The following is a 24530-nucleotide window of genomic DNA, read 5'->3' on the forward strand; positions in this document are numbered from 1 at the left end:
TGTAAAACAGATTTAACCGCGTTGTAGCAATGGACCTAACACGGACCAAACCGTCTCAACTACAACCTTATATCCGGCGGCGGACGGGTGTACCCTGTCCCATAAATTTAAGTGTTGCTGCCCCATAACGCCGGTTAACAGAAAGGGAACCAATGCCATGTCATTAGCTTCCGCAAGGCGGCGGTAAATAGCGTTGAATTGTACAGCAACCGGGCCGAATAGAATAGGAGGGATCTCCATTCCCAGCATTACCAGCTTTGCCTCCGGGTATTTTGCTTTCACTTTATTGATGATGGCCTGCAGGTTTTTTTCTATAGTAGGTGGCGGAGTACCACGCCGGATATCATTAATGCCAAGCTCCAGCACAAAAACATCTATGGCGCCGCCTAACCAATAATCCAGGCGGGCTAGTCCGCCGGTTGTAGTGTCGCCACTTACGCCCGCGTTGGTAATGCGGTATTGCAGGCCGGCAGCCTTTAGCTTATTATTTATAAGTGCCGGGAAAGATTCTGCTGAGGCGTTGCCTAGTCCGTAGCCAGCGGTTAAGCTGTCGCCAAAGAACAAGATGTGTTTCATGATCAGATCCCAATGTTATATCTGCCACATTCCGGGATGGTCGCGATAGTGAGAGATGTTTTCTATTATCTCCTGAACCTCTTCAGAGTCGAGCTCTTCTGATCCATCGGCTGTGTAAGTAAACAGTTTACCGGGATCCTCAAAAGTGATGTAGCCCATATAGTTTGGGTTCTTCTTTTTGTTGAGCATAAGTTCTTTTTCTTTCAGATGGATCATGGCAGCATCCTCGAACCCATAGTCGCGGTATATATTGTAAGTATAGGTAAGCACAGCATGCCCGTCCAGGTGTGCGTCCGTATTAGGGATGATCATGATGGGTAACTCAGCCCCTACAGTAAAAAAGATTGGTGCCATGGTTCAATAACAGCTTTAGTTAATTACAATGGGTGTAGCTAAAGGTTTTTAATTAAACGTTAATTACGGCAGAACACTGATTGACGCGCAAGGTGAGTAATTGAAGACTTGACTAGGAAGCTTTTTTGTAAAGTGTATTCAACTTAACACGCGTCAAATAGACCCCTGCCAAAATAACAAACAAGCAGCCCACCTGCCCAATGGTAATGGTTTCGCCATAATACCAGCCCCACAAGAAGGCAACAAATGGCACGCCGTAGCTTGATGTTGACGTGAAAAGTACGCTGGTGCGCTGTATAAGAATGTAGTACAGCATCCAGGCTATTGCAGTACCTAAAATGCCCAGGGTGCAAACTGCTCCACACGCCCTTATATATCTGGGCTCATGTAACGGCAGGTTGAAAAAGCCTGTTTGCCACAAGATCACGAGAGAAGGGACACTAACCACCACTAGCGAGAACGCGGTAATTACCAGCGGGCTGACGCTGCTGAGGTAGTGCTTCACCACAACTACATTAATGCCATAGAGCAAAGTGGCCAGTATAACCAGGCTTGCATAGCTCACCTGACCGGCATCGGCATGTTTTTGAACAAAGTAAAGCAGCACAATACCACCGAAGCCAATGGTAATGCCAACAACCTGGCTTACCGGGATTTTATTACCGAAGAACAGAAAGCCTAAAAGGATAGCAAAAATAGGAGTGAGGGAGTTTAGTGTGCCGGCCAGCGAACTGTCTATCCTGGTCTCGGCTATACAGAATAAGAATGCCGGGAAAAAGCTTCCAAAAAATCCGGACAACACCATCCAGCCCGATAGTTTACGCGGAACCTTCTTATAGTGCCTGATGAGCACCGGGGTAAGCACTAGTCCGGCAGTTATAATGCGTATGGCTGCCACCTGAGATGCCGTAAGTAATGGCCGTTTGCTTTCGTCGTATAGCCCAAGCTTCATCAGGATGAATGAACTGCCCCATATTAAGCAGATGGCAGCAAAAATGAGGTAATTTATTACTCCTGCAGACAGGATGGATCTTCGGGGTAGCATGATGCCGCAAAATAGGAAATTAAACCAAGGCTTGCCAGTTAGACAGCTCTTTGCTGCAAGCCATGTTCTTTAAGTTCCTGCATCTCCAGTTCGTAAGCGCGCATACGAGCGTGCAGAATGTCCACCTCGGTACGCAGCATTTGTATCTCTGTGATTAGTTTGGCGGAATCAGGCTTGTGGATCATTTTGTCGCCGGTACCCAATATTAGCCACTCCGGTGAGTATTTAAGCTGAAAACACAATTTGCTGATGAGGTAATAGCTGATGTCCTGCTTCTTGTTAATAACCTTGCTAATGAAACCCTGGTCTACGCCGATTGCATTGGCAAGGGCCAACTGGCCGCCATGCTCTTTAACAATAACTTTTATCCTTTTTAAAACCGCGTCGTCAGACATGGTGCAAGTATAGCAAATAGTTAATATTACCAAACAAAAAAGTCCATGATGACTAACCATGAACTTCTTATGAAGAGTACAATTCGATTACTGCTTTTGCGTAAAGTCCTTTATACTTTCGCTCAGATCATACACCGGTACATCCTTTATGGTTGCAGATATGATGCCGGCTGCAGCAGCTGAGCGGTACCCTGCTGCGCAATGCACCACTATCGGTTTATCTGCAGGTATCTCGTTAACGCGTTCCCTTAGTTCGGGCAGTGGTATGGTAAGCGCATTAGTAAATATTTTTCCTGAGTTTATTTCAGCCCAGTTGCGCACATCGACAATTGTATAGTTTTCTTCGTTGCCGCGCAATTCCCCTGGATTGAAAGTTGCAGTAACTGTTTTATCGTCGCCGAAAAAAAGCAAAGCAGCTTTGATGTTTTTCTCGTAGCCAATCTTTGCAGCTTTGCGGATAACGGCATCACGCTCTTCGTCTGTTGCCGATATTAAGTAGAAAGCTTCATCAGGACCAACAACAGAGCCCAGCCACGTCTCAAATTTTTCGCCGTTTTGCAGGTTGATGCTGCCCGCTGCATGGCCGGCGCTATACAGTTCGTTTGGCCGGGTATCAATTACCAGGATGCCTTTTTCCAGTGTTACCGTATCTGCCTTTAGTACCTTGCTGATGCTTTCTGCAAACTTAGGTGCGCCTGTTTTATTCAGTTCTACATTATAGCCAAAGTACTTGGGCATAAATGGCTGGTCAGCAAGCAATGTGTTTACAAACTGTAACTCATCCATTAATTGCAAAGCGTAATTCTCCCTTAACTCTTTACCTATAGTGGTTTGCAGGTCGGGGCTCATGCTTTTGCCGCATAACGAACCTGGCCCATGTGCCGGGAAAACGGTGATGTCTTTAGGTAATTTCATCAGCTTTTCGCGGGTGCTGTGGTACATTTGCCTCGCAAGCTCTTCCTTTTTAGCCGTTATTTTACCGGTAGATTCCCTAAGGTCCGGTCGGCCAACGTCACCTGCAAAAAGGGTGTCACCCGTAAAAATTGTGGTGTCTTTCCCGGTTTCATCCTCAACCAATATGCAAATAGAATCAGGTGAGTGCCCGGGAGTGTTAATGGCTTTTAGCTTTATGTCATCCAGTTGCACAACATCACCATCATCAAAAGTTTCATGAGGGTAAGTACCTCCTGCAAGTTTGCTGGCATATATAACGGCGCCTGTAGTTTCGTGTATCTCCAGGTGCGAGCTTATAAAATCGGCATGCGGGTGGGTTTCTATAACGCCCAGGATAGTAGCGTTGTGTGTGTCGGCAAAATCGTAGTAAGGTTGTGGATCGCGTGCAGGATCAATCACTATCATTCGGCCGTTGCGTACCACTGCGTAGGAGGCATGTGCCAGGCCCTTATCATAAAACTGGTGAACTATCATAGCTATACCGGGCAAAGATAGCGGTTTGCAGCAAAGGTTTTTGTGAGTGAATGTCTGTAGGCGGTAAATATGCGGGGACTGCCCCTAAGCAAATTATTTGTTAAACCACCTTAGTACCACGGAGAGGCGCGATAGCTTTAGCATTGCTGCAAGAAAACGATTAACTGGTATTGTTTTCATAATTCAGGTGCTGCGGATATAATAGTATAAACTTGCTTAGCCCATTATTATTGCGTTAAAGTGTAATCTAAAATCGTTCTTAATTGCCTGTGTGCATGATATTAACCCGATGTGTAATTAACTCCGAGCATTTTGGCGCAAATACTTATTTTTGCCCGCTATGAGCATTGCTAAGACATATTCGCCCAAAGAAGCTGAAGAGAAATGGTATAGTTACTGGTTAGAACAAGGTTTCTTCCGTTCTGTGCCTGACGAACGCGAGCCTTATACCATTGTTATTCCTCCGCCAAACGTTACCGGTGTGCTGCACATGGGCCATATGCTTAACAATACCATTCAGGATGTGCTTATCCGCCGTGCCCGTATGACAGGTAAAAACGCCTGCTGGGTGCCTGGTACGGATCATGCCAGCATTGCTACCGAAGCAAAAGTAGTGGCCATGCTGAAAGAGCGTGGAATCAACAAAAAAGACCTCACCCGCGAAGAATTCTTAAAATATGCATGGGAATGGAAAGAGAAATACGGTGGCATAATCCTGGATCAGCTAAGAACGCTGGGCGCCTCATGCGACTGGGAACGCACCAAGTTCACGATGGATGAGGACATGAGCGAAGCGGTTACGGACATATTCATTCGCTTGTTTAAAAAAGGCCTGATCTATCGCGGCGTACGCATGGTAAATTGGGATCCGCAGGGAAATACAGCCGTTAGCGATGAAGAGGTTATTCGTAAAGAAGTAAACCAGAAGCTTTACTACATTAAATACGAGGTTGTGAATCCCGATACACCGGCAGCACAGCACCTTATAGTAGCGACCACAAGGCCGGAGACCATTATGGCTGATGCAGCTATCTGTGTTAACCCTAATGACGAGCGTTACACGTACTTGCATGGTAAGACAGTGCATATCCCGCTTATTAGCCGGGAAATACCGGTTATTTTGGACGAGTATGTAACCATGGACTTTGGTACCGGCTGTTTAAAGGTGACTCCTGCGCACGACCTTAATGACTATGAACTTGGCCAGCGACACAACCTGCCGGTTATAGATATACTAAACGATAACGGAACGCTGAATGAACAGGCGCAGATATTAGTTGGTGAAGACCGCTTTGCCGCCCGTAAGAAGATCGCGGTGTTATTAGAGGAGGCAGGATCGCTGGAGAAAACGGAAGACTACACCTCGCAGATAGGATTTTCTGAACGCACCAACGCCGTTATTGAGCCAAAGTTGAGCATGCAATGGTTCCTGAAGATGAAGGAAATGGCGCAGCCTGCATTGGATTATGTGCTCAACGGTGAAGTAAAGCTCATTCCCGAAAAATTTATAAATACTTACCGCCACTGGATGGAGAACGTGCGCGACTGGAACATTAGTCGGCAGTTGTGGTGGGGTCAGCAGATACCCGCTTATTATTTACCAAACGGGCAAATAGTGGTTGGCAAAACCAAAGAGGAGGCATTGGAGGAAGCTAAAACCTTAACCAAAAATCCGCAGCTAACTCTTGAGGACCTCCGCCAGGACGAAGATGTGGTAGATACCTGGTTTTCATCGTGGTTGTGGCCAATATCTGTTTTTGACGGGGTACGCAATCCCGACAATGCCGAGATAAACTACTACTACCCAACTAATGATCTGGTAACCGCTCCTGAGATATTATTCTTTTGGGTGGCCAGGATGATCATGGCAGGGCATGAGCTGCGCGGACAGGAGCCATTCAAAAATGTTTATCTTACTGGTATTGTTAGAGATAAGCAGGGGCGCAAAATGTCCAAGTCGTTGGGTAACTCGCCGGATCCTCTTGATTTAATTGAAAAGTATAGTGCAGATGGTGTACGTGTGGGTATGTTGCTATGCTCGCCTGCGGGTAACGACCTTATGTTCGACGAGAGCTATTGTGAGCAGGGCCGTAACTTTGCCAATAAGATATGGAATGCCTTTAAACTGGTAAAAGGCTGGCAACCGGATGAGAATTTGCCTAACACCAACCAGGTAGCCGTGGAATGGTTCAGGAGCAGGTTCAGTCAGGCATTAACTGAAATAGAAGATAACTTTAAACAGTATCGCCTATCTGAGGCTCTGATGGCTACTTATAAACTTGTGTGGGATGATTTCTGCGCATGGTACCTGGAAATGGTTAAGCCAATTTTTAAACAGGGTGTAGAAAAGCAAAGCATTGATCAGGCTACTTACGAAGCTACCATTGGCTTTTTTGTTGATATATTGAAAGTGCTGCATCCGTATATGCCCTTCCTTACAGAAGAACTATGGCATGACGAGCTATTTGGTACCCGGGATATAATGGATTGCTGCATTGTTGCGCAAATGCCAAGCATCGGGCAAATAAATACCCAACTCACCTCAGATATCATAACAGTTCAGCAGATTATTGCGCAGGTCAGAAATATTCGTAACACCAAACAGTTGTCGCCTAAAGAAGCTTTGCCACTTGCTATTAAAGCCAGTTCGGGAATTGATTACAAGAAGTATGAGGCTGTTATCTGCCATTTGGGTAACATCAACAATTTCAGCATTGTAACTGATGCGCCTGCAGGTGCGGTTAACTTTATTGCAGGCACAGATGAATTCTTTGTTGAGCTTAATTTGAAGGTGGATGTAGCGGCAGAGAAAGAGCGCCTGGAGGCAGAGAAAGCCTATTTGGACGGTTTTCTCAAGTCGGTAAGCGCAAAATTAGGCAACGAGCGCTTTATGGCAAATGCAAAACCCGAAATAATTGATAACGAAATGAAAAAGAAAGCTGATGCAGAGGCAAAGCTGAAGATCATAGAAGATAACCTGCGCGCGTTGGCAGGCTAATTGCATCTGCTTAAGTTGTTTATAACCTATATGTAATTTATTGTGTACTTTAACCAACCAATATTTTATTCTAGATAAAAAACTTAATAGCACATCAATTAGGCCTGTTAAACTGAAAGTGGACTTTTTCAATTTTTCTATCCATAAAATTCTAACGAAGGAATTATCAATCCTCGATCAGGCTCGCATTCGTCTGCTTTATTACGGTTTCCTGCTCATTTTTGTAGCCTTGGGAACTGTGTTCCTGAGCGTTTATTTACAAGGGTTGCCGCTGCTTACAACTACTTCTGGTGTGCTGATGGTGGCTGTAGCTGCTTTATTTAAATACCTAACCTACAAGCCAGATTGGCGTATAATTTCGCATATACTGCTTGTGCTGGCAAGCATTGTAAACCTCTCCACGGTATTCGTTATCATTCAGGATGTAAATATCATGATCATCCAGGTGATTATACTGGTTGTGGTATTTAGCTTTTATATGCTGGGTGTTAATTGGGGTATGTTTTACTCACTGCTAAACTTGTTACCTGTACTGTTGTTCCTGGTAATGGTTTACGATCATAATTATAATATCGATTTTAAACCTGAAAAAATTGACCAGGCTACCATCATCATCGGCGTCTTTGCTAATTTCATACTCATCATATTTATTCAGAGCCACTTTTATACGGCCTTTCTGAAGAATATAAAACAGCTTAAAGATACAGGTGAAGAACAAGCCGCACTAAATATAAAGTTTGAAAAAGCGATTGAAAAGGCCGAGAAGTCGTCGCAGGTGCAATCAGAGTTCCTAAGCACCATGTCGCATGAGATACGTACACCGCTTAACGCAGTAATAGGCATGTCTAACTTGCTTATGATGAATAATCCGCGGAACGACCAGGCTGAGAATTTAGAGATCCTAAAGTTCTCCGCGAATAACCTGCTCGCGATAGTAAATGATGTGCTCGACTTTAATAAAATAGAGTCTGGTAAAATCGTGTTTGAACAAACAAAGTTCAACCTGGTTGAACTGATGCATAACATCTGCGGGGGGCAAATAATCAAAGCGGAAGAAAAAGGTCTTTTGTTTAAGCTGGACATTGATAGTGCTTTAAAACGAAAGATCATCTTTGGCGATCCCACCCGGTTAACGCAGATAATTTTTAACCTGGTGAGCAATGCTATTAAATTTACCGCCCAGGGAAGTGTAGGTGTGCGTGCTACGTGCCTGGAAGACCGCCACAACATGATCACGGTAGGGTTCTCGGTAAAAGACACGGGTATCGGTATAAAAAAAGATAATCTCGAAAATATATTTGAGCCATTTACTCAGGAGTCCATTACCACAACCCGTCAGTATGGCGGCACCGGTTTGGGGCTTGCCATTGTAAAACGGTTACTTGAACTGCAGGGCTTGCAAATGCATGTACACAGTGTTGTAGGCAAAGGGTCTGAGTTTTCCTTCAACATGGAGTTTCCTGTCTCAACAGAAGCAATGGCCGCACCTGTACAAAAAGTTAAGCAGAACGGGCAGAGTGAGTTGACCGCTGCTGATAATAATATTAGTGATGTTACCAGCCTGCGGGTATTGATTGCTGAGGATAACCCAGTGAATGTAATGCTCATGAAAAAGCTATTTTCTAAATGGAAAATAGTGCCTACAATTGCCGAAAATGGAGAACGCGCAGTAGAGATTGTTCAATATGGTAATTTCGACATCATTTTAATGGACCTGCAAATGCCGGTGATGAACGGGTTTGATGCTACCATTGAAATTCGTAAAATGCCTGATCCGGCTAAAGCCAATATTCCAATCATCGCGTTAACGGCGTCTGCATTGTTTGATATCAGAGAACAGGTGACTGCCGCAGGTATGAACGACTATGTAGCCAAGCCGTTTAAACCCGATGAATTAATGGAGAAAATCCAAACGCTGGTTGCTAAAACCGTTTAACTACTATAAGCCGTTATAAAAAGGCAACTCCTCTAAAAAGGTGTAAGACTTATTTTCATGGTCTATGCGGCAATAGTAATGCTGTAAGCCATTACTCACAGCAAGTAGCTTAACCTTGTGCACCATGTTATACCGTGCCGCCTGATCAAAGGTGGCCTGGCTAATGTTAATCGCCGGCGCTTTGCACTCCACCAATAATATCTTTTCACCTGAGGAGTTGTGCACCACAATGTCTGTACGTTTAGCCATTCCATGCAACTTCAAGCCGCCCTCCAGCTTGATCAACGATTTGGGATAATGTTTTTCCTTTATAAGGAATTGAACGAAGTGTTGGCGTACCCATTCTTCGGGTGTAAGGACTATTTTCCTCTTTCTTAACTCATCAAATAGGGTTAGCTGGCCGTTTGCTTCGGTAAGTTTAAAAGGGTAGGCAGGTAAATTTAGTGGTTGCAGCAATTCCATTTGGTTTATCAAAAGTAGGAACTAAAAAAGGGAAATAGCAGCATTAGCGGGATGCAATATCAACAGACTTTCCACATTAATGTGGTTTTAACTTCTAACTCGTTATTTTTGACGTACTACATGACTGCGCCGGAAATACTTAAAGATCTGAAGAACCGAAAGTTCAAACCTATTTACCTGCTCCATGGCGAGGAGCCTTACTTTATTGATGTTATAGGTAATTACATTGAACATAACCTGCTTACAGATGCCGAGAAAGGGTTCAATCAAACTGTACTATACGGTAAGGATACAGATATCATGACGGTATTAAACGCTGCCAAGCGTTACCCCATGATGAGCGACTACCAGGTAATAATGGTTAAAGAGGCCCAGGATATGAAATGGGGCAAAGATGATGATGATAAAAAGGGCATAAACCCTGTACTGAGTTACCTGGAAAACCCATTACCCAGCACTATACTTGTGTTTTGTTATAAATACGGCAAGTTTGATAAGCGAAAAAAAACTTACAAGGCTATAGATAAAAATGGCCTTGTCTTCGAGTCGTCAGCTTTATACGATAGTAAAATACCCGGCTGGATAGAAGACTATGTTAAAGCAAAACAGTACAAAGTAAACCAACAGGCATCGGCGATGCTTGCAGAGTACCTGGGCAACGATCTCTCTAAAATTGCCAATGAGCTAGACAAGTTGATGCTGAATATTCCTAAAGGTGAAGAGATCAACCTAAAGCACATACAGGACAACATTGGCATAAGTAAAGAGTATAATGTTTTTGAGCTTCAGTCTGCCCTTACCAGAAAAGATGCCTACAAGGTAAACCAGATAGTAAACTATTTTGAGGCCAACCCCAAGGCAAACCCGATAGTACTGGTGCTGGGTAACCTCAACAACTTTTTCAGCAAGGTACTTGCTTATCATTACGTTAAAGACAAGACGCCACAAAACCTCGCACGGGAACTTGGTGTAAGCCCGTATTTTTTGAAGGATTACGAGCAGGCAGCAAGAGGCTATAGTTTAGGTAAGGTGTTCCAGGTAATAAGCTACCTGCGCGAGTATGATCTTAAAAGCAAAGGAGTAGAAGCAAACCTTAGTGCGGGAGAGCTAATGCGCGAGCTGATGTTTAAGGTAATCCACTAACAGTAGCAATGTAACGGTACGTTTTTATGTAAGTGTTGCAACTTACGTAGGAAGAGTTCGTATAACTATCAAACTATTGTAAATGAATACCTATTTTGTAATTGGGCTTGTACTGCTCTCATTGGCCGGCTTGTTGTTTCTTGGTGTAGTTGTTTTCGGCACCCTAAAGCTTATTCAACGAAAATATTATCCAACCTGGAAGTTTCCTGATTACGTCAGCGTAGGGTATGCCGAATATCTTTATCACAAATTTGTAAAGCGAGACCTTAAGTAGACCATCTTTCTGTTTCCTGTTCTGTTTGCTTTTTCTCATTTTTACGCTCATAATTTCAGATCATGAACTATTGGCTCGTAAAATCGGAACCGTTTAAATATAGTTGGGAAAAGTTTAACCAGGAGGGCCGCACCTTTTGGGATGGAGTGCGCAACTACCAGGCACGTAACAACCTTCGGGAAATGAAAGAGGGCGACCTGGTGATGTACTATCACAGTAACGAGGGTAAAGCAGTGGTAGGTATTGCTAAAGTGGTTAAAGAGGCCTACCAGGATCCCACTACTGATGACACCAACTGGGTTGTTGTTGACCTTGTTCCGGTAGAAACCCTTAAACGGCCCGTAACCCTGGAGGAGATTAAGGCTGATGCACGACTTAAAGAGATTGGTTTGGTGCGTCAGGGCCGCTTGTCTGTAATGGCTTTAAAGCGCGAGGAATTTGATCGTGTGCTGGAACTCGCAGCGAGTTGATCAATTGCTTTAAAAATAACGTATCAACTTTACTTTTTCTGCGCAGCAAAAAACAACGCTTTTAATTCTGTCGCGTCGTCTGGTTTCATTTTACCGCCCAGGATAAGCCTTAGCTGCCGGCGGCGGAGTGCGCCCTCAAACAGCTCAATCTCGTCTGCAGTTTGCGGTTCAAGAGGCGGAACCGGGATGGTGCGGCCATTTTGGTCAAGTGCCACAAAGGTGTAGTAAGCCTCATTGCTTTTTACTTTAGTGCCTGATGGTATGTTTTCTGCAAAAACATCCATACGCACTTCCACAGAAGTATTAAAAGCTCTCGTCACCTTAGCTTCAATGGTTATTACATCGCCAAGCTTAATAGGGTGGTGAAAAGAAACATTGTCAACCGACGCTGTCACCACTATGCGGTTACAGTGTTTTTGTGCAGATATAGCCGCTGCAATATCCATCCAGTGCAGCAAGCGCCCGCCCATTAAATTATTTAGGGTATTGGTATCGTTGGGTAATACCAGCTCATTCATAATGGTGTACGACTCCTGAGGCGCTTTTCCTTTCATGGCGCAAATATAGCTTTTAAGCAGCTTATTAGGGCCTTACAGTAGCTATTTGGGCAAAGCCGGCCAATTCCTCCCATCTCGCACCAGCAGGGCGGTAATATACAAGCAACTGATACTCGTTCTCGGTTTCAAAGTAGTTTCCTTCTAAAGCGGTATCGTCCGGCTGTTTGGTAGCGTTAGGTATCCAAACATAGGCATAATCATATACGCCTTGCTTAAGAAGTAAGTTGGCGTACCAGCGGCCTCTGTCGTCGTATTGCAGGCGGCTGGTTTCGTCCAGCCGGTAATCATTAAATTGTCCGATGATATATGGTGTCCCTTCAACTGGCGTTTTGTTAGCGCCTAGGTTAAAATACATGTGTGCGTAGTCTGCATCTATGCGGGCATCACGGCCGTCCTGGTTTATGATGTAATATTTACCATCGTTATCATACAATAAGCTGTAATCCAGCAGGTTACGGTTTGGGTCGCCTAATAGTACAACGGTATTAGCAGTGTCGCGGTAGATCTTGGATATGCGTTCTGAGTTTAATTTAAGTGACCGCGTATCAAAGTGCCTGAACTCGTTACGTCCCGGCAGATTATTTATATTTACATCATTATAAATTAATTGATTACCGCGAACATAAGTTGGTATGTTGTTCATCCTGCCGGTTTCCGGGCGTGCGTTTTGCATCACAAAAACCCTAATGTCGGTGTTAGGGTTTTGTACATTCAATCCACCATAGCTAATTGTAAAATTGACCTTTTGGTTGGTACGCCTGGTTGCAACGTTGTTTGATGATACAACCGTACCTCCCACAGAAACACGTTGGGCAACCACATATAATCGGCGCGTTAGTACCATTTTGGTTTGATCCCCATCTTCGTAAACCTTCAATATGTAATTACCGGGCAACTTGGGCGCAATATTCTGGTTAGGTAGTTTAAGTTCGTAGTGGGTATACTTTTGAAACGTTGCAGATGAATAGCGATAGTCTAGTATCCGGTCGTCCATGAAGCTTTGGAGGTACTCAGCAGGGGAGAGGCGCGACGAATTCCAGTTGGCATCGCAATGTTCTATAGTGTAATAAAAGTTACGGCTGCCACCTGCCAGATCATCAAAACCTAAAAGAACCTGTTCATCGCTGCCAAGGGTAATTACAGGAAACGAAGCCACCTTTTTAGTATTGTAAAACTCTACGCTTTTGATGCTTCCGCGAAATACAGTATTTGTAAACGATTGTGCGTAGCTTAAACTTGGCAAAAAGGCTATAAGCAAGAGTAACGCCATTACCAATCTTAACCTTAACGGGTTAAAGACGTGAACGCCACGTATGGTTCGCCGGTGATTCAGCGAGTCTGCCATAATAGGTGTATTTTCGTAGTGCTCATCGTTTTAACTGCTCAGCTATTTAACTCCGTTGGCTTAGCTTTCCAATTCCATTATTTGGTCGGCTAATACTTCCCACTTCTGTTGTAAAGCGCCTAGATCCATTTTTTTAAGCTGGTAAGCGTTGTTTATCTGCTTAAGCCTTTCTGTTTGGTTAAATATGGTGTTATCGGCCAGCTGCGCTTCCATCTCCTTTACCTCTTTCTCTGCCGAAGCAATGTTTTCCTCGAGCTTGGTAAGGTCCTGGTTTAGCTTTTTAAGCTGCTGTGTTTTGTTTTCAGACTGAGGCAATTTGACAGGCTCAGGTTTTTTCTCTTCCTTTTTAGGAGCGGGCAGGGGAGCTGCTTTAGGATCTAGCTTGCGTTTAGAATACCATTCATCAAACTCCTGGTAAGTGCCCGGGTATTGATTAATCTTTTTGTCTTCAATAAACCAAATTTTGTTGGCTACATTGTCAAGGAAGTACCTGTCGTGCGATACTACTATAAGCGTACCTTCATATTGCTGCAGCGCTTGTATAAGGATATTAACCGATTGCATGTCCAGGTGGTTGGTTGGCTCATCCAGCACAAGGAAGTTTGCGTCGGCGGTCAATGCTTTAGCTAGTGCTACACGTGACTTTTCACCACCCGATAGTACCCTAATTTTTTTAAACACATCATCACCCGTGAACAGGAACGAGCCTAAAATGGTGCGTAGTTCGGTATCAGTATGTTTAGGGGCAAATGCCTGTAATTCTTGTATAATCTGGTTTTCCAGGTGAAGCGACTCCAACTGGTGCTGGGCAAAAAACGTGGTGGTCACGTTATGGCCTGTGGTCATGGTGCCGGTGTATTCTTTGTCGGCATTAGCTATAATGCGCAACGCTGTAGATTTACCTTTACCGTTAGCACCTATCAACGCTATTTTGTCGCCCTTTTCTATCAGCGCATCAGTATTATCGAGAATTTCAAGGTTCGGGTATTTTTTAGAGACGTGTTCCAGCGTTACCACGTGCCTGCCGGATTGTTTTGAAAAGCGGAAGCTGAAGTTAACCGTTGGGTTATCATCATCCACATCGTCGACACGCTCCATCTTATCGAGCATCTTAATGCGCGATTGTGCCATTTTTGCTTTTGAAGCTTTGGCACGGAACCGTTCTATCAGGCGCTCTTCTTGCTTGATCTTAGATTGCTGATTTTTAAATTCACCGCGCTGGATTTCTTCACGTTGCGCCTTTTCTTCCAGGTAGAAGCTGTAGTTACCCGCATACACGGTCAACTTACCCTTACGTGTTTCAACAGTACGATTAATTACTTTATCTAAGAACCACCTATCGTGAGATACGATGATGATGGCACCGGTGAAAGCCTTTAAGTAATCTTCCAGCCATTGGATAGAAGGAAGGTCCAAGTGGTTGGTAGGCTCATCCAGCAGCAGAATGTCCGGTGCTTGCAAAAGTATTTTAGCTAGCATTACTCGCATGCGCCATCCACCACTAAAGGTGTTCAGCTTGCGTTTTTGCTCCTCGTCGCTAAAACCAAGACCCGCTAATATTTCATGTGCTTTGTACTCAATGTTGTAGCCGTCTAAAAGTTCAAACTCATGCTGCTTATCGCTAAGTTTGTTCAGTAAGTCTTCGCTATAATCAGTTTCCAGTTTGTTCAATAAAGTTTCTATCTCATCATGCAGCTGGTTTTGGCGTGCAAATGCCTCCATAGCAACGTGCACAATGTTCTTGTCAGACGAGTAGGAGAGCAAATCCTGGTTAAGATAACCCATGGTAAGGTCCTTAGCCATTGAAATAGTGCCCGAGGTTGGTGTATACTCACCCACTATCATTTTTAGCAGAGTAGTTTTACCGGTGCCGTTGGCACCTATCAGGCCTATTTTTTCACCTGGTTTAATATGCCAGTTAGCTTCATCATATAAGGCCCTTGCACCTAGCTCGAACGTAAGATTATTTATAGCGATCATTTGGGCGCAAAGATACCATTTTGAAGCGAGGCCTCAAATTAGAGATTATACCTTGTTGTACTTGTAAATTGCCGTGACAGAAGCTTAATAATCCTACGGCTCAATTGTCTTAATTAATTCCCCAGTACTTCTTCTAGTTTTTTATCCAGCGCTGCAGCATCTTCAACGCCGCGGTATCTGCCAATTATTATTCCGTCGGGATTAATAAGCACCTTAGTCGGTAAAACCTGAACGCCATACTTGTCGCTAATTGAATTGGTTACATCCATTCCTTTTTTGGTAACTACCATGCCGCGCAGTACATTGTGCCATACAAAAGTGCCATCAGCGGCTACGGCTTTCTTCCAGGCACCACGAGTGCGGTCATCATCAGCAATAGCAATCACCTCCATACCTTTGCTATGGTATTTTTTATAAGTTTCTAAAAGATGTGGCGTGCTTTCACGGCAGGGAACACACCAGCTAGCCCAAAAGTCAAGCAATACATATTTGTTCTTAAAGTCTGCTAGTGCAATTGATTTTCCGTTAATGTCAACTGTTGCAAATGCAAAGGCTGGTTTCCCTATTGTCGAAGCTTCGGCAGCATCAATATTTTTTCTTATTTCTTTGCCGTAAGTGCTGTTCTTTATTTGAGATGTGAAGTGCCCGTAGTAGTTTTTGATGGTATCAATAGGTAATCTTGATGAATAAACAAGAAGTTGAAATGCACTGATGTATGAATTAGGATTGTTTTTAATGAAACTTATACCTGTTTTGGTAAATTCATCGCTAAACTGCTGAAACTGACTTTCAATTGAATGCATTTGGCTTTGCAGCGAGTCTTGAAGCTTTTTCTGTGTACTATCTTTTTTCGCAAATGTATAAGCTTCATTCAATTTGCGGTACGCATCTAAAGCGGGTTGAGCTCGGGTTTGAATCGCTTTGTAACGGGCGTCCAACAACTCAAATTCTTTTTGAGAGTGCGAGCCGTTTACTGTTAATCCTTTCAAGTTTCTAAAGTCGCCATCTACCACAACTTTTCCCGGGTCGACAAAAATGTTAACTACATTAGGCTGGTCATCTCCTGCCATTTCAAACTTGCCGGTGTAAGTCGTCATGTAGATCATTTGGGTGCCTGAAAAGATTCCTGAAAAATTGAAGTCTCCATTGTTCAACATGCATGAATCAACCTTGCGGTTACCATTTGGTAAGGTATAAGCTATGGCAACATTCGCGTTTGCAGGAACGTTTACAAATTTACCCGATAATGAAAAGTGTTCCTGCGCAACAGCACCGCAAGTGACGCAAACTAATGATAGCAGCAACAAGACCTTTTTCATTTATTTCAAACTAAATTATAGCATTACAATACCGTGTACCGGGTTCAACTTGCTGTAGTAAGTATTTACTTCACTGCTTCCAGCCAGCCCTGCGCCATCAGCCTGCTGCCGGCCACGCTAGGGTGTACACCATCTAAGCTCCAGTAAGATGCCGGTGCGCTTTGCAGTGCCTTATCTATAATGGCTTGCTGAGGAACAAACGCTGCATTGTACTGATCTGCAATGTCTTTGGCAGCTTTGCGAAAAAGATCGAATGTTGGGTACCATTTATCGTCAACAAACTTGGTCCCTTTTATGGCAAAAGGTTCACCTATGATGAATTTTACACCCGGTAAAGCTTTTTGTGTACGGTCAAGCAGTGCCTTATAGTCGGTAACATAAGTATCAATGGTACCTTTGTAACCGCTGGTAAGTGTATGCCAAAAATCGTTCACCCCAATGTGAATGCTCACAATATTGGGCTTAAAGTTGAGTGCTTCGGCCTCCCAACGCTCGGCCATTTGGAACACTTTATTGCCACTTACGCCGCGGTTGTAAAATTTAAGGTTTTTTTGAGGGTGTTTCAGCAACAACTCGCCGGCAGCGTGCAGTGCATAACTGGTACCCAGCATGCCAGTGGTATTTGGTTCTGTTGCGTTGTGGTCCCGGCCCCAATCAGTAATGGAATCTCCCTGGAAGAGAATAACATCATTATCGTTGATCTTAATTTTGTTTATTGACGCAGCAGCGGTAGCAGCACTTACAATCTGCGGAATAGTAAGCGTGGCTATGGTGCCTAACGTGGCGTTCTTTAAAAATTTCCGGCGGGAGTTCTCTATAAAGTTTTTCATTTGGCTAAAGATGTATTGGCAGCCCAAAATACAATATTCTTTTAGCGATGTAAAGCTTTAAATTAAAACGGTAATTTCGCGGCATGTACCAGTTGCTAAAGCCGTTATTGTTTCAATTTGATCCGGAGAACATTCATTATTTTGTTACTCGAAATTTAAAGCGCTTTAACAAAATGCTCGGTGGCACAGCGCTTAGCAAAGGTATTTGGAGCGTTGAAGATGCTCGGTTGGAGCGCGAGGTCATCGGATTAAAATTTAAGAACCCGGTTGGGTTAGCCGCAGGTTTTGATAAGAATGCCGAAATGATAGCCGAAATGGGATCACTGGGTTTTGGCTTTATAGAGGTTGGTACGGTGACACCTCTTCCTCAGCCTGGCAATTCTAAACCACGCATGTTTCGCTTGCCTACCGATGCCGCTTTGATAAACAGGATGGGCTTTAACAACCATGGTGTAGATGTAGCAGCACAACGTATTGCAGCTTATCGCAATAGCCTTAAACCTACGGAACAACCTTTGATAGTTGGTGGTAACATTGGCAAAAACAAAGTTACACCTAATGAAGATGCGGTACGCGATTACATTAAATGCTTTGACCGGCTTTTTGATGTTGTAGATTACTTTGTAGTGAACGTAAGCTCGCCTAATACCCCAGGCTTGCGCGAATTGCAGGAAAAAGAGCCGCTGATGCATATCCTCAACACCCTTCAGGAGAAAAACAATAGAAATGGCATAAGCCGGCCCATCCTCCTGAAAATAGCTCCCGACCTTACCGATTCGCAACTGGATGATATTGCCGACATAGTGAAACAAACCGGCATAGCTGGTATAATTGCCACCAACACCACCATAAGACGGGAAGGGTTAACTTCTCTCCACAAAGATGAAACCGGCGGCCTCAGCGGTAAGCCGCTCACCCAACGGTCTACGGAAGTAATTGCGTACCTGCACAAAGTTTCAGGCGGGGCGTTTCCTATTATTGGAGTAGGCGGCATTCACTCACCCGAGGATGCGATTGAGAAATTAAATGCAGGGGCATCATTAGTGCAATTGTACACCGGGTTTATTTATGAAGGGCCGGGGTTGATTAAACGCATATTGAAAGCATTGCTGAAAGCCAAATAGTCCTAAACTAGCGTTTGAACACCCAAGCCAGGCTGTAAGAGGTAGTTAGCACATGTTATGTAAGTTAGGTTGTACAAATCAGATCAAACAAAAAAAGGCGTCCCGCTTTGCGAAACACCTTCGTTGGAAATATTGTAAAACGGATATTAGTTGTTAGCTGCAGCAGCTTTAGCTAAAGCTTCGTTATTTTTGGCAATCTGGTTGCCTTTTTTCTCAGCAGAACGGCTGCCCAACTCTATGTTAGTAGCTAATTTCAAAAACTGAACTTCTAAACGTGAGAAAGTTTTATTCCTTCTATCTTTTCTTTTTAAACGAGTAACGCCCATTGTCTTTTATATTAAAAATTTTATCCCTGAGGTCGAAAGCGGATTCGAACCGCTGTAGGAGGTTTTGCAGACCTCTGCCTAGCCACTCGGCCATTCGACCATTTTTTTGGAATGCAAAAATAGTAATTATTATTTGCCAATCAATTTTTTATTTCGATAGTTTTCCTGCTGTTTCCGAACAGAATATTGCGGAGGCTATTGCCACGTTAAGCGATTCGGCACCACCCAACCTTGGTATCGTCACCGCTTTGGTGATTAGTTTTTCAATCTCCGGCCGTATACCGTTGCCTTCGTTGCCCATTACAATCAATCCTTCGCTGCCAAAATCCGTCTGGTAAATATTCTGTCCGTTCAATAATGCACCATAGACTGGTAATAAGCTATTGGTTAATATTGTGCTTAGATCAGTATAGTTAACCGTCATCCTGGCAAGCGAACCCATAGTAGCTTGTACCACCTTAGGGTTATAAACATCTACCGTATCTTCACTGCAAATTAATCTACTTATTCCGAACCAATCCGCCGTGCGAATAATGGTGCCCATGTTGCCCGGATCCTGTACGCCATCAAGTACAAGCGTGAATTTGTTTTTTAAATCAGCCTGATGTAAATCTGTATCTTGCGGCATATAAACAGTAGCAAGTGCATCCGCAGGAGTTTTCAGTGCACTTATTTTTTGCAGCTCGTTTATTGAAATTTCCTGAAAGTTTATATTTTGGGATAAATTGAGCAATTTTGGGCCAACATCGGGCGTATGGTAGATAGTGTGGATTTGGTAGGGTGAGCCGGCAAATTCAATTATTGATTTGTAGCCCTCCACCAGAAACAATCCCTGCTCCCTGCGAAACTTTTTATGTTGTAACGACGTTACTAAACTGATCTGAGATTTTGAAAGCATATTTATCATCCATAAGCTGCCGCGTTGCAATATTAAGTATTCTTGTGGGTATAATCTCAAGTTGTAGCGTTACCCGTGGCATTAAACCTAATCAATCTATTGTTAGGAAGGTTACGTTAAACGGTATAGACTACCAGTTTAAAGAGGAAGCGTTTAACTACGTAGACAAGGAACAGCAGCCCAATAACTGGCTTAACCTCCAATTTTATTACACTTTTAGCAAGAAAGGTAAGCGCAACATAGGAGAGGCACCCGCAATTTTAGATAGTAACCTGGTTGAGTTTTCCCGAGTGCAGATGCAACGTTTTTTGCAAAACAAGGGATATTTACAGGCAAAAGTTGCCGACTCCATAATTATCAAAAGGCAAAAGGCCGAACTGGTATTTACGGCTACGGAAGGGCCGCTGTTCCATATCCGTAACTATAAGGATAGTATAGCAGATCCGAAAGTTCGTGAGCTATACCGGAACACAAAAGGTGCTTATTCGCATGTGAAAGCCGGAAGCAGGTTTGACACTGATAGCCTGGCGTATGACCGTGACCAGTTCTTCCAGGTGATGAAGCGTAATGGATACTTTGATTTTTATCGGCAGTATATTAACTACACGCCTGACTCAAGTTTCCGTAAGAGCATTGTAGACCTGGTAATGATTATAGATAATCCGGAAGGGAAGGCCGCACATCCTACCTATACCATTAACAATACACTTATTACAATTGCACGTAGCAACGGGCGTACAAACGGGAAGGCTGATACCATACAGGTGGATTCCCAATTTAGGTTTGTGGACTACTCCGGGAGATTCAAGCCGAAAACCGTTACCGATTATATATTTCAGCTCAAAGGGAAGTTGTTTGACATCGACATGCAAACACTTACCACAACAAGGCTGTCGGAACTTAATGTTTTCAGGAATGTGCCCAGTCCTACTTACGAAAAACTGCCTGACAGCACCAATCGCCTGGACACCAGGCTGAACATTGTACCGCTAAAAAAGATGAGCGACCGTGTAGAAGCGGAGTTTCTGTTCAGCGGCGGGCGATACGGCTACAACCTTGGTAATACCTTTATCAACCGTAACTTATTTAAGCAAGCAGCAGCTTTACAGGTAAAACTTAACTGGAGCGTATTATTTGACAGCGGCAGAAGTGCCGGTGATAACCAAGGCATACAAAACCAGGAGTTTAAGGCAGGTGTTAGTTTGAGCTACCCAAGGATTGTTTCCCCGTTTAAGTTCCCGAACCTGGCCAAATTTGCCGTACCCCATACTACATTCTCTACTAACTATTCCTTGTTCTATCAAAAGGGCTTGGTGAAGCGTAACAGCTGGATAAATTCGATTACTTACGACTTTTTTGATACGCCTAAAAAGCAACATTCTATTACTCCAATTAATATTGAATTCTCCAGCGGTAGCATAGACCCTGTTGCAAAATCTGAGTTGTTGAGGCAAAATAGATACTCATATGTTTATCTTATTGGTCGCACCACTTTTACATCCGGTAGCCAGTATACTTATCAGTATAACACAATCAAGCTTAACAGCTATGAGAACTTCTTGTATTTCCGTGGAAGTTTAGATTTGGGTGGCGGCACGCTCAATTTGCTTAGCAAAATTTTAAATACACCTCGGGATACTCTGGGCCAGCGTACCATGTTTGGCTATGCGTTTTCGCAATACATCAAAACAGAGGTAGATCTCCGCATTTACAAAAGCCTGGGCGGCGAACGCCAGTTTGTATTTAGGTTAAACCCTGGGATAGGTGTACCATACGGCAACAGTAAACAACTGATCTTTGAAAAGAACTTTTATACAGGCGGAGCTAATGATATTAGAGCATGGTTGCCGCGTACGCTCGGTCCTGGGCAGTTTAACCGCGCCAGCTATGGGGTAGGCGGAGCCGCTGATACCACACGTACGCGACTAAAATACCTCGACCAGTTTGGAGAAATAAAGATTATTGCTAATGCCGAATATCGCTACAAATTGCTGGATAACTTTTTCGGAACAAAGCTAAAAGGAGCTTTATTTATGGATGCCGGAAACGTTTGGAGGCTGCATAAAGAAGAAGAAAACCCTAACGGCGAATTTAGATTCAACAACATTTTCCAATCAACCGCTATTGGTATTGGTACAGGATTAAGGTTCGATCTTAGCTTCTTTATATTCCGGTTAGATGCAGCGTTCAAGTTCAAGGACCCGCAGTTCCGCGGATCTGATCAATGGGTGCTAATTAAGCATGCTAATGAGCTATTTAAGGCTGGCGACTTCAAGAAAACGTATCAGCAAACTAACGGCGAGGGCTACAACTTCATGCAACTTAATTTCGGCATAGGACTGCCGTTTTAGTTCGACAATCGGGTAATTAACTGCTAAACATCCCTTTTAAACCGTCAATAATGCTTTGGAAGTATGTTCCAAGGTGGAGGCTATTGTGATAGTTAAAGTACAGGAAGATCAGGAATATGATTACAGCGATAATAATAAACCGCTTGAACAGATAGCCTATTAATACCAACCCTACTGGTATTCCTATTAATACCAACCAGCTTATTTTTACAGGAGTAAGCTTGCTGTCGTGGCGGTAAACATAGTAGAGCATTGAGTGGGTGCCGTTGTCATTTTGGTGGCGGGCGTAAATAAAGCTTGATTTCTCCAGCTTGTGGCGATAAAACGCCGTGCCTTTATCAAACTTAAGCTGCTCAACAAAGCCGTTAATGGTAAAGCTAAAAACCCCATTAACATTCTCCTGAATATTTGTGGCAGTATCTACAGCAACAAAGGCTATTTCGTCCTTAGCAAAAGGGTTCTCTTTAACCACAAAGTGATTTATAGCAATAGTATCTGCCAGCGCAGCAACAATGCTGAATAAACAAATGCAGCAGGTAAGTATCAGTTTTTTCATATTACAAGAGCGTGCAATAAAAGTAATATTTTTAAATCACTTGTTGAGCGTTAGTATGCTGGCGTTTAACAAGGTTGCGTAGCATACCCACAATAAATAAGGTACAAGCAGCCATGCAGCTGTTTTGCTAAACTTAGCAAACCATGTTGTGTTTAATAGTATGAATATCAGCAATAAAGCGATTATTACCAGGCCGCCTACTATCTCGTGCATGCCAAAGAACACTAACGACCATGAAAAGTTAAGTGCCAGCTGTACGGTGTATATCACAGCTGCGGTACGGTAAGTACTTGATGCATCGCGCCTTTTCCATACCAGGTAAGCGGCAGTTGCAATAAGTATGTACAGTATTGTCCAGGCTACTGGGAACAGCCAGTTTGGTGGTGTAAAGCCGGGTTTGCCCAGCGTTACATACCAGCCCTTGATCTCCGGCCTGGTGAATAGGGACGCTACTATGCCTATACCAAGTGTTATTGCAAGGCTCACCAGGTAAGGGAAAAGCTGAAATCTGCTGTTAGCTTTGTTGCTCATATCACCTCACAACAGTTGCATAGTAAAAGTGTTTACAAGGCGCTAAAGTGTTCAAAAGTGTTCAGCTTTTTTTGACCCGAACGTTATTGAACACCCTTGCACCTAAACCCGGCAATTGGTCATAAACTTATGCTAATCGCATCAAAAAGGCTGTTTTTGACAGAAAATCTGTGCAGCAATCTTCAAAAACCACACTAAAAAAACAACAAAATAAAAGTTTTTTTGGAAGTAATGAAAATAGTTGTTTGGCTGAATATGCCAAAAGAAACAGGCTGTCCTTTGGGGAGCAGCCTGTTCAAATTGTCCGGTTTTGACAGACGAGTGCTTAGAGATTTCCCCTCATCTCCTGCTCTCTTTCTATCGCCTCGAACAAGGCTTTGAAGTTGCCTGCTCCAAATGAACGGGCACCCTTACGTTGTATAATTTCGAAGAAAAGTGTTGGCCTGTCTTCTACGGGTTTGGTAAATATCTGTAACAGGTAGCCTTCTTCGTCGCGGTCTACCAGTATGCCTAATTTCTTAAGCGGCTCCAGGTCCTCATCTATGTGGCCAACGCGGTCCAGCAGATCGTCGTAATACGTGGTAGGCACGGTCAGGAACTCAACTCCGCGGCTCTGCAGATCAGTCACCGTCTTAACAATGTCGTGCGTGGCCAGCGCCAGGTGCTGTACACCCTCGCCTTCGTAAAACTCCAGGTATTCCTCTATCTGCGATTTCTTTTTACCCTCCGCAGGTTCGTTTATCGGGAACTTTACATACCCGTTGCCATTGCTCATTACCTTGCTCATCAGGGCAGAGTACTCGGTAGAGATGGTCTTATCATCAAACGTAAGGATGTTACGGAAACCCATAATGTCCTCGTAGAAGTTTACCCATTGGTTCATTTTATGCCATCCCACGTTGCCCACGCAGTGGTCTACATAAAGCAGGCCGGTATCTGTTGGATGATAGCTCGTTTTTAGCTCCTTGTAGCCGGGCAAAAATGCACCGCTGTAGTTCTTACGTTCGATAAACAGGTGCACCGTTTCGCCGTAAAGTTTTATACCGCTGGTGCGTACTTCGCCATACTCATCGTGTATTATCTGCGGGTGCTGGTAAGGTTCGGCACCGCGCGAGGTGGTCTGATGAAAGGCGTCGAACGCATCGTCAACCCAAAGTGCAAGTACTTTCACACCATCGCCATGTTTCTTAATGTGGTCGGCTATCGGATGGTCCGAGTGGAGCGGGGTGGTAAGCACCAGGCGTATCTTACCCTGCTGCAGCACATATGATGCACGGTCGCGTACGCCGGTCTCCGGACCTGCGTAAGCAAGGTCCTGGTAACCAAACGCGGTTTTGTAATAGTGTGCCGCCTGCTTGGCGTTGCCTACGTAAAACTCTACGTAATCTGTACCGTTAAGTGGCAGAAAATCGCTTGTTATTTCTTTTTTATCTAATGTTAGTGTTTCCATTTTATTAGGGTTATATGCTTCAATATGTTATGCTGAGCTTGTCGAAGCATTGAGTTAGTAAGCAGGATTTTAAGGTCTTCGACAAGCTCAGACTGACATGTTTGTCTTAGTAGCACGCTTCTAAGTCTTCAACAAGCTCAGACTGACATGTTTGTCTTTATAGCACACTTCTAAAGTCTTCG

Annotated in this window: 23 protein-coding genes and 1 tRNA gene; 7 read left to right on the forward strand and 17 right to left on the reverse strand. The window is 43.8% G+C overall.

Annotated elements, in window-relative coordinates; all coding sequences use genetic code 11:
- Positions 1 to 12: 12 nt before the first annotated feature.
- From AC59GT_RS04225 to AC59GT_RS04245, 5 genes are all read right to left on the reverse strand, one after another.
- Positions 13 to 576 carry an arylesterase gene (locus tag AC59GT_RS04225; protein ID WP_497236469.1) on the reverse strand — a complete coding sequence of 188 codons (564 nt, stop codon included), beginning with the start codon at positions 574 to 576 and terminating at the stop codon, positions 13 to 15.
- Between the two features lie 15 nt (positions 577 to 591).
- Complete coding sequence (locus tag AC59GT_RS04230; protein WP_497236470.1) at positions 592 to 930, reverse strand: hypothetical protein; 339 nt, start codon at positions 928 to 930, stop codon at positions 592 to 594.
- 112 nt (positions 931 to 1042) lie between these two features.
- Positions 1043 to 1975 (reverse strand): DMT family transporter, encoded by a 933-nt coding sequence (locus AC59GT_RS04235; RefSeq protein WP_497236471.1) that lies wholly within the window; start codon positions 1973 to 1975, stop codon positions 1043 to 1045.
- A gap of 38 nt (positions 1976 to 2013) precedes the next feature.
- Positions 2014 to 2370, reverse strand: a complete 357-nt coding sequence (locus AC59GT_RS04240) for a helix-turn-helix domain-containing protein (RefSeq protein WP_117384143.1) — start codon at positions 2368 to 2370, stop codon at positions 2014 to 2016.
- 87 nt (positions 2371 to 2457) lie between these two features.
- Complete coding sequence (locus tag AC59GT_RS04245) at positions 2458 to 3798, reverse strand: rhodanese-like domain-containing protein (RefSeq protein ID WP_497236472.1); 1341 nt, start codon at positions 3796 to 3798, stop codon at positions 2458 to 2460.
- A gap of 340 nt (positions 3799 to 4138) precedes the next feature.
- Here AC59GT_RS04245 and AC59GT_RS04250 point away from each other — a divergent pair, with 340 nt between their 5' ends.
- On the forward strand, positions 4139 to 6796 hold the full coding sequence (locus tag AC59GT_RS04250; RefSeq protein ID WP_497236473.1) for a valine--tRNA ligase: 2658 nt from the start codon (positions 4139 to 4141) through the stop codon (positions 6794 to 6796).
- A 118-nt stretch (positions 6797 to 6914) separates the two neighbouring features.
- Positions 6915 to 8732, forward strand: coding sequence for an ATP-binding protein (locus AC59GT_RS04255; protein WP_497236474.1), 1818 nt, complete (start codon positions 6915 to 6917; stop codon positions 8730 to 8732).
- Between the two features lie 3 nt (positions 8733 to 8735).
- On the opposite strand, the gene AC59GT_RS04260 is transcribed toward AC59GT_RS04255, so the two are convergent.
- Positions 8736 to 9194, reverse strand: coding sequence for a type I restriction enzyme HsdR N-terminal domain-containing protein (locus AC59GT_RS04260; protein ID WP_497236475.1), 459 nt, complete (start codon positions 9192 to 9194; stop codon positions 8736 to 8738).
- Positions 9195 to 9314: 120 nt separating this feature from the next.
- On the opposite strand from AC59GT_RS04260, the gene holA reads away from it, so the two are divergent.
- From holA to AC59GT_RS04275, 3 genes are all read left to right on the forward strand, one after another.
- Positions 9315 to 10337, forward strand: coding sequence for a DNA polymerase III subunit delta (holA, locus tag AC59GT_RS04265; RefSeq protein ID WP_497236708.1), 1023 nt, complete (start codon positions 9315 to 9317; stop codon positions 10335 to 10337).
- An 82-nt stretch (positions 10338 to 10419) separates the two neighbouring features.
- The gene (locus tag AC59GT_RS04270; protein ID WP_497236476.1) at positions 10420 to 10611 is read left to right on the forward strand and encodes a hypothetical protein; all 192 of its coding nucleotides are present in this window, start codon (positions 10420 to 10422) and stop codon (positions 10609 to 10611) included.
- A gap of 62 nt (positions 10612 to 10673) precedes the next feature.
- On the forward strand, positions 10674 to 11081 hold the full coding sequence (locus AC59GT_RS04275) for an EVE domain-containing protein (protein ID WP_497236477.1): 408 nt from the start codon (positions 10674 to 10676) through the stop codon (positions 11079 to 11081).
- A 29-nt stretch (positions 11082 to 11110) separates the two neighbouring features.
- On the opposite strand, the gene AC59GT_RS04280 is transcribed toward AC59GT_RS04275, so the two are convergent.
- From AC59GT_RS04280 to AC59GT_RS04300, 5 genes are all read right to left on the reverse strand, one after another.
- Positions 11111 to 11635 (reverse strand): acyl-CoA thioesterase, encoded by a 525-nt coding sequence (locus AC59GT_RS04280; RefSeq protein ID WP_117384136.1) that lies wholly within the window; start codon positions 11633 to 11635, stop codon positions 11111 to 11113.
- Between the two features lie 28 nt (positions 11636 to 11663).
- Positions 11664 to 12983 carry a type IX secretion system plug protein gene (locus AC59GT_RS04285; RefSeq protein ID WP_497236478.1) on the reverse strand — a complete coding sequence of 440 codons (1320 nt, stop codon included), beginning with the start codon at positions 12981 to 12983 and terminating at the stop codon, positions 11664 to 11666.
- 60 nt (positions 12984 to 13043) lie between these two features.
- On the reverse strand, positions 13044 to 14963 hold the full coding sequence (locus AC59GT_RS04290; RefSeq protein WP_497236479.1) for an ABC-F family ATP-binding cassette domain-containing protein: 1920 nt from the start codon (positions 14961 to 14963) through the stop codon (positions 13044 to 13046).
- 113 nt (positions 14964 to 15076) lie between these two features.
- Positions 15077 to 16282 (reverse strand): redoxin family protein, encoded by a 1206-nt coding sequence (locus AC59GT_RS04295; protein WP_497236480.1) that lies wholly within the window; start codon positions 16280 to 16282, stop codon positions 15077 to 15079.
- 65 nt (positions 16283 to 16347) lie between these two features.
- The gene (locus AC59GT_RS04300) at positions 16348 to 17112 is read right to left on the reverse strand and encodes an SGNH/GDSL hydrolase family protein (RefSeq protein WP_497236481.1); all 765 of its coding nucleotides are present in this window, start codon (positions 17110 to 17112) and stop codon (positions 16348 to 16350) included.
- An 83-nt stretch (positions 17113 to 17195) separates the two neighbouring features.
- Here AC59GT_RS04300 and AC59GT_RS04305 point away from each other — a divergent pair, with 83 nt between their 5' ends.
- Entirely contained in the window at positions 17196 to 18236 is a 1041-nt protein-coding gene (locus tag AC59GT_RS04305; RefSeq protein WP_497236482.1) for a quinone-dependent dihydroorotate dehydrogenase, read from the forward strand.
- A gap of 146 nt (positions 18237 to 18382) precedes the next feature.
- On the opposite strand, the gene AC59GT_RS04310 is transcribed toward AC59GT_RS04305, so the two are convergent.
- The 3 genes from AC59GT_RS04310 to AC59GT_RS04320 form a co-directional block, all read right to left on the reverse strand.
- Positions 18383 to 18562, reverse strand: a complete 180-nt coding sequence (locus AC59GT_RS04310; RefSeq protein WP_117384131.1) for a spore protein — start codon at positions 18560 to 18562, stop codon at positions 18383 to 18385.
- 29 nt (positions 18563 to 18591) lie between these two features.
- Positions 18592 to 18662: transfer RNA gene (locus tag AC59GT_RS04315), tRNA-Cys, on the reverse strand.
- Positions 18663 to 18710: 48 nt separating this feature from the next.
- Complete coding sequence (locus AC59GT_RS04320) at positions 18711 to 19460, reverse strand: TrmH family RNA methyltransferase (RefSeq protein ID WP_497236483.1); 750 nt, start codon at positions 19458 to 19460, stop codon at positions 18711 to 18713.
- 44 nt (positions 19461 to 19504) lie between these two features.
- Here AC59GT_RS04320 and tamL point away from each other — a divergent pair, with 44 nt between their 5' ends.
- Positions 19505 to 21811, forward strand: coding sequence for a translocation and assembly module lipoprotein TamL (gene tamL, locus AC59GT_RS04325; RefSeq protein WP_497236484.1), 2307 nt, complete (start codon positions 19505 to 19507; stop codon positions 21809 to 21811).
- Between the two features lie 16 nt (positions 21812 to 21827).
- On the opposite strand, the gene AC59GT_RS04330 is transcribed toward tamL, so the two are convergent.
- From AC59GT_RS04330 to hppD, 3 genes are all read right to left on the reverse strand, one after another.
- Positions 21828 to 22367 (reverse strand): hypothetical protein, encoded by a 540-nt coding sequence (locus tag AC59GT_RS04330; RefSeq protein ID WP_497236485.1) that lies wholly within the window; start codon positions 22365 to 22367, stop codon positions 21828 to 21830.
- Between the two features lie 36 nt (positions 22368 to 22403).
- Positions 22404 to 22898 carry a TspO/MBR family protein gene (locus AC59GT_RS04335; RefSeq protein WP_497236486.1) on the reverse strand — a complete coding sequence of 165 codons (495 nt, stop codon included), beginning with the start codon at positions 22896 to 22898 and terminating at the stop codon, positions 22404 to 22406.
- A gap of 325 nt (positions 22899 to 23223) precedes the next feature.
- A complete protein-coding gene (gene hppD / locus AC59GT_RS04340) occupies positions 23224 to 24348 on the reverse strand; it encodes a 4-hydroxyphenylpyruvate dioxygenase (protein WP_497236487.1) in 1125 nt (374 codons plus the stop codon).
- Between the last annotated feature and the right edge of the window lie 182 nt (positions 24349 to 24530).

This window comes from Mucilaginibacter sp. 320_HR, from assembly GCF_059691875.1.

Excerpts from the sequence above, each read along its gene's own strand:
- AC59GT_RS04225 (WP_497236469.1), bottom strand. The coding sequence starts at position 576 with ATGAAACACATCTTGTTCTTTGGCGACAGCTTAACCGCTGGCTACGGA.
- AC59GT_RS04230 (WP_497236470.1), bottom strand. The coding sequence starts at position 930 with ATGGCACCAATCTTTTTTACTGTAGGGGCTGAGTTACCCATCATGATC.
- AC59GT_RS04235 (WP_497236471.1), bottom strand. The coding sequence starts at position 1,975 with ATGCTACCCCGAAGATCCATCCTGTCTGCAGGAGTAATAAATTACCTC.
- AC59GT_RS04240 (WP_117384143.1), bottom strand. The coding sequence starts at position 2,370 with ATGTCTGACGACGCGGTTTTAAAAAGGATAAAAGTTATTGTTAAAGAG.
- AC59GT_RS04245 (WP_497236472.1), bottom strand. The coding sequence starts at position 3,798 with ATGATAGTTCACCAGTTTTATGATAAGGGCCTGGCACATGCCTCCTAC.
- AC59GT_RS04250 (WP_497236473.1), top strand. The coding sequence starts at position 4,139 with ATGAGCATTGCTAAGACATATTCGCCCAAAGAAGCTGAAGAGAAATGG.
- AC59GT_RS04260 (WP_497236475.1), bottom strand. The coding sequence starts at position 9,194 with ATGGAATTGCTGCAACCACTAAATTTACCTGCCTACCCTTTTAAACTT.
- holA (WP_497236708.1), top strand. The coding sequence starts at position 9,315 with ATGACTGCGCCGGAAATACTTAAAGATCTGAAGAACCGAAAGTTCAAA.
- AC59GT_RS04270 (WP_497236476.1), top strand. The coding sequence starts at position 10,420 with ATGAATACCTATTTTGTAATTGGGCTTGTACTGCTCTCATTGGCCGGC.
- AC59GT_RS04275 (WP_497236477.1), top strand. The coding sequence starts at position 10,674 with ATGAACTATTGGCTCGTAAAATCGGAACCGTTTAAATATAGTTGGGAA.
- AC59GT_RS04280 (WP_117384136.1), bottom strand. The coding sequence starts at position 11,635 with ATGAAAGGAAAAGCGCCTCAGGAGTCGTACACCATTATGAATGAGCTG.
- AC59GT_RS04285 (WP_497236478.1), bottom strand. The coding sequence starts at position 12,983 with ATGGCAGACTCGCTGAATCACCGGCGAACCATACGTGGCGTTCACGTC.
- AC59GT_RS04290 (WP_497236479.1), bottom strand. The coding sequence starts at position 14,963 with ATGATCGCTATAAATAATCTTACGTTCGAGCTAGGTGCAAGGGCCTTA.
- AC59GT_RS04295 (WP_497236480.1), bottom strand. The coding sequence starts at position 16,282 with ATGAAAAAGGTCTTGTTGCTGCTATCATTAGTTTGCGTCACTTGCGGT.
- AC59GT_RS04300 (WP_497236481.1), bottom strand. The coding sequence starts at position 17,112 with ATGAAAAACTTTATAGAGAACTCCCGCCGGAAATTTTTAAAGAACGCC.
- AC59GT_RS04305 (WP_497236482.1), top strand. The coding sequence starts at position 17,196 with ATGTACCAGTTGCTAAAGCCGTTATTGTTTCAATTTGATCCGGAGAAC.
- AC59GT_RS04310 (WP_117384131.1), bottom strand. The coding sequence starts at position 18,562 with ATGGGCGTTACTCGTTTAAAAAGAAAAGATAGAAGGAATAAAACTTTC.
- AC59GT_RS04320 (WP_497236483.1), bottom strand. The coding sequence starts at position 19,460 with ATGCTTTCAAAATCTCAGATCAGTTTAGTAACGTCGTTACAACATAAA.
- AC59GT_RS04330 (WP_497236485.1), bottom strand. The coding sequence starts at position 22,367 with ATGAAAAAACTGATACTTACCTGCTGCATTTGTTTATTCAGCATTGTT.
- AC59GT_RS04335 (WP_497236486.1), bottom strand. The coding sequence starts at position 22,898 with ATGAGCAACAAAGCTAACAGCAGATTTCAGCTTTTCCCTTACCTGGTG.
- hppD (WP_497236487.1), bottom strand. The coding sequence starts at position 24,348 with ATGGAAACACTAACATTAGATAAAAAAGAAATAACAAGCGATTTTCTG.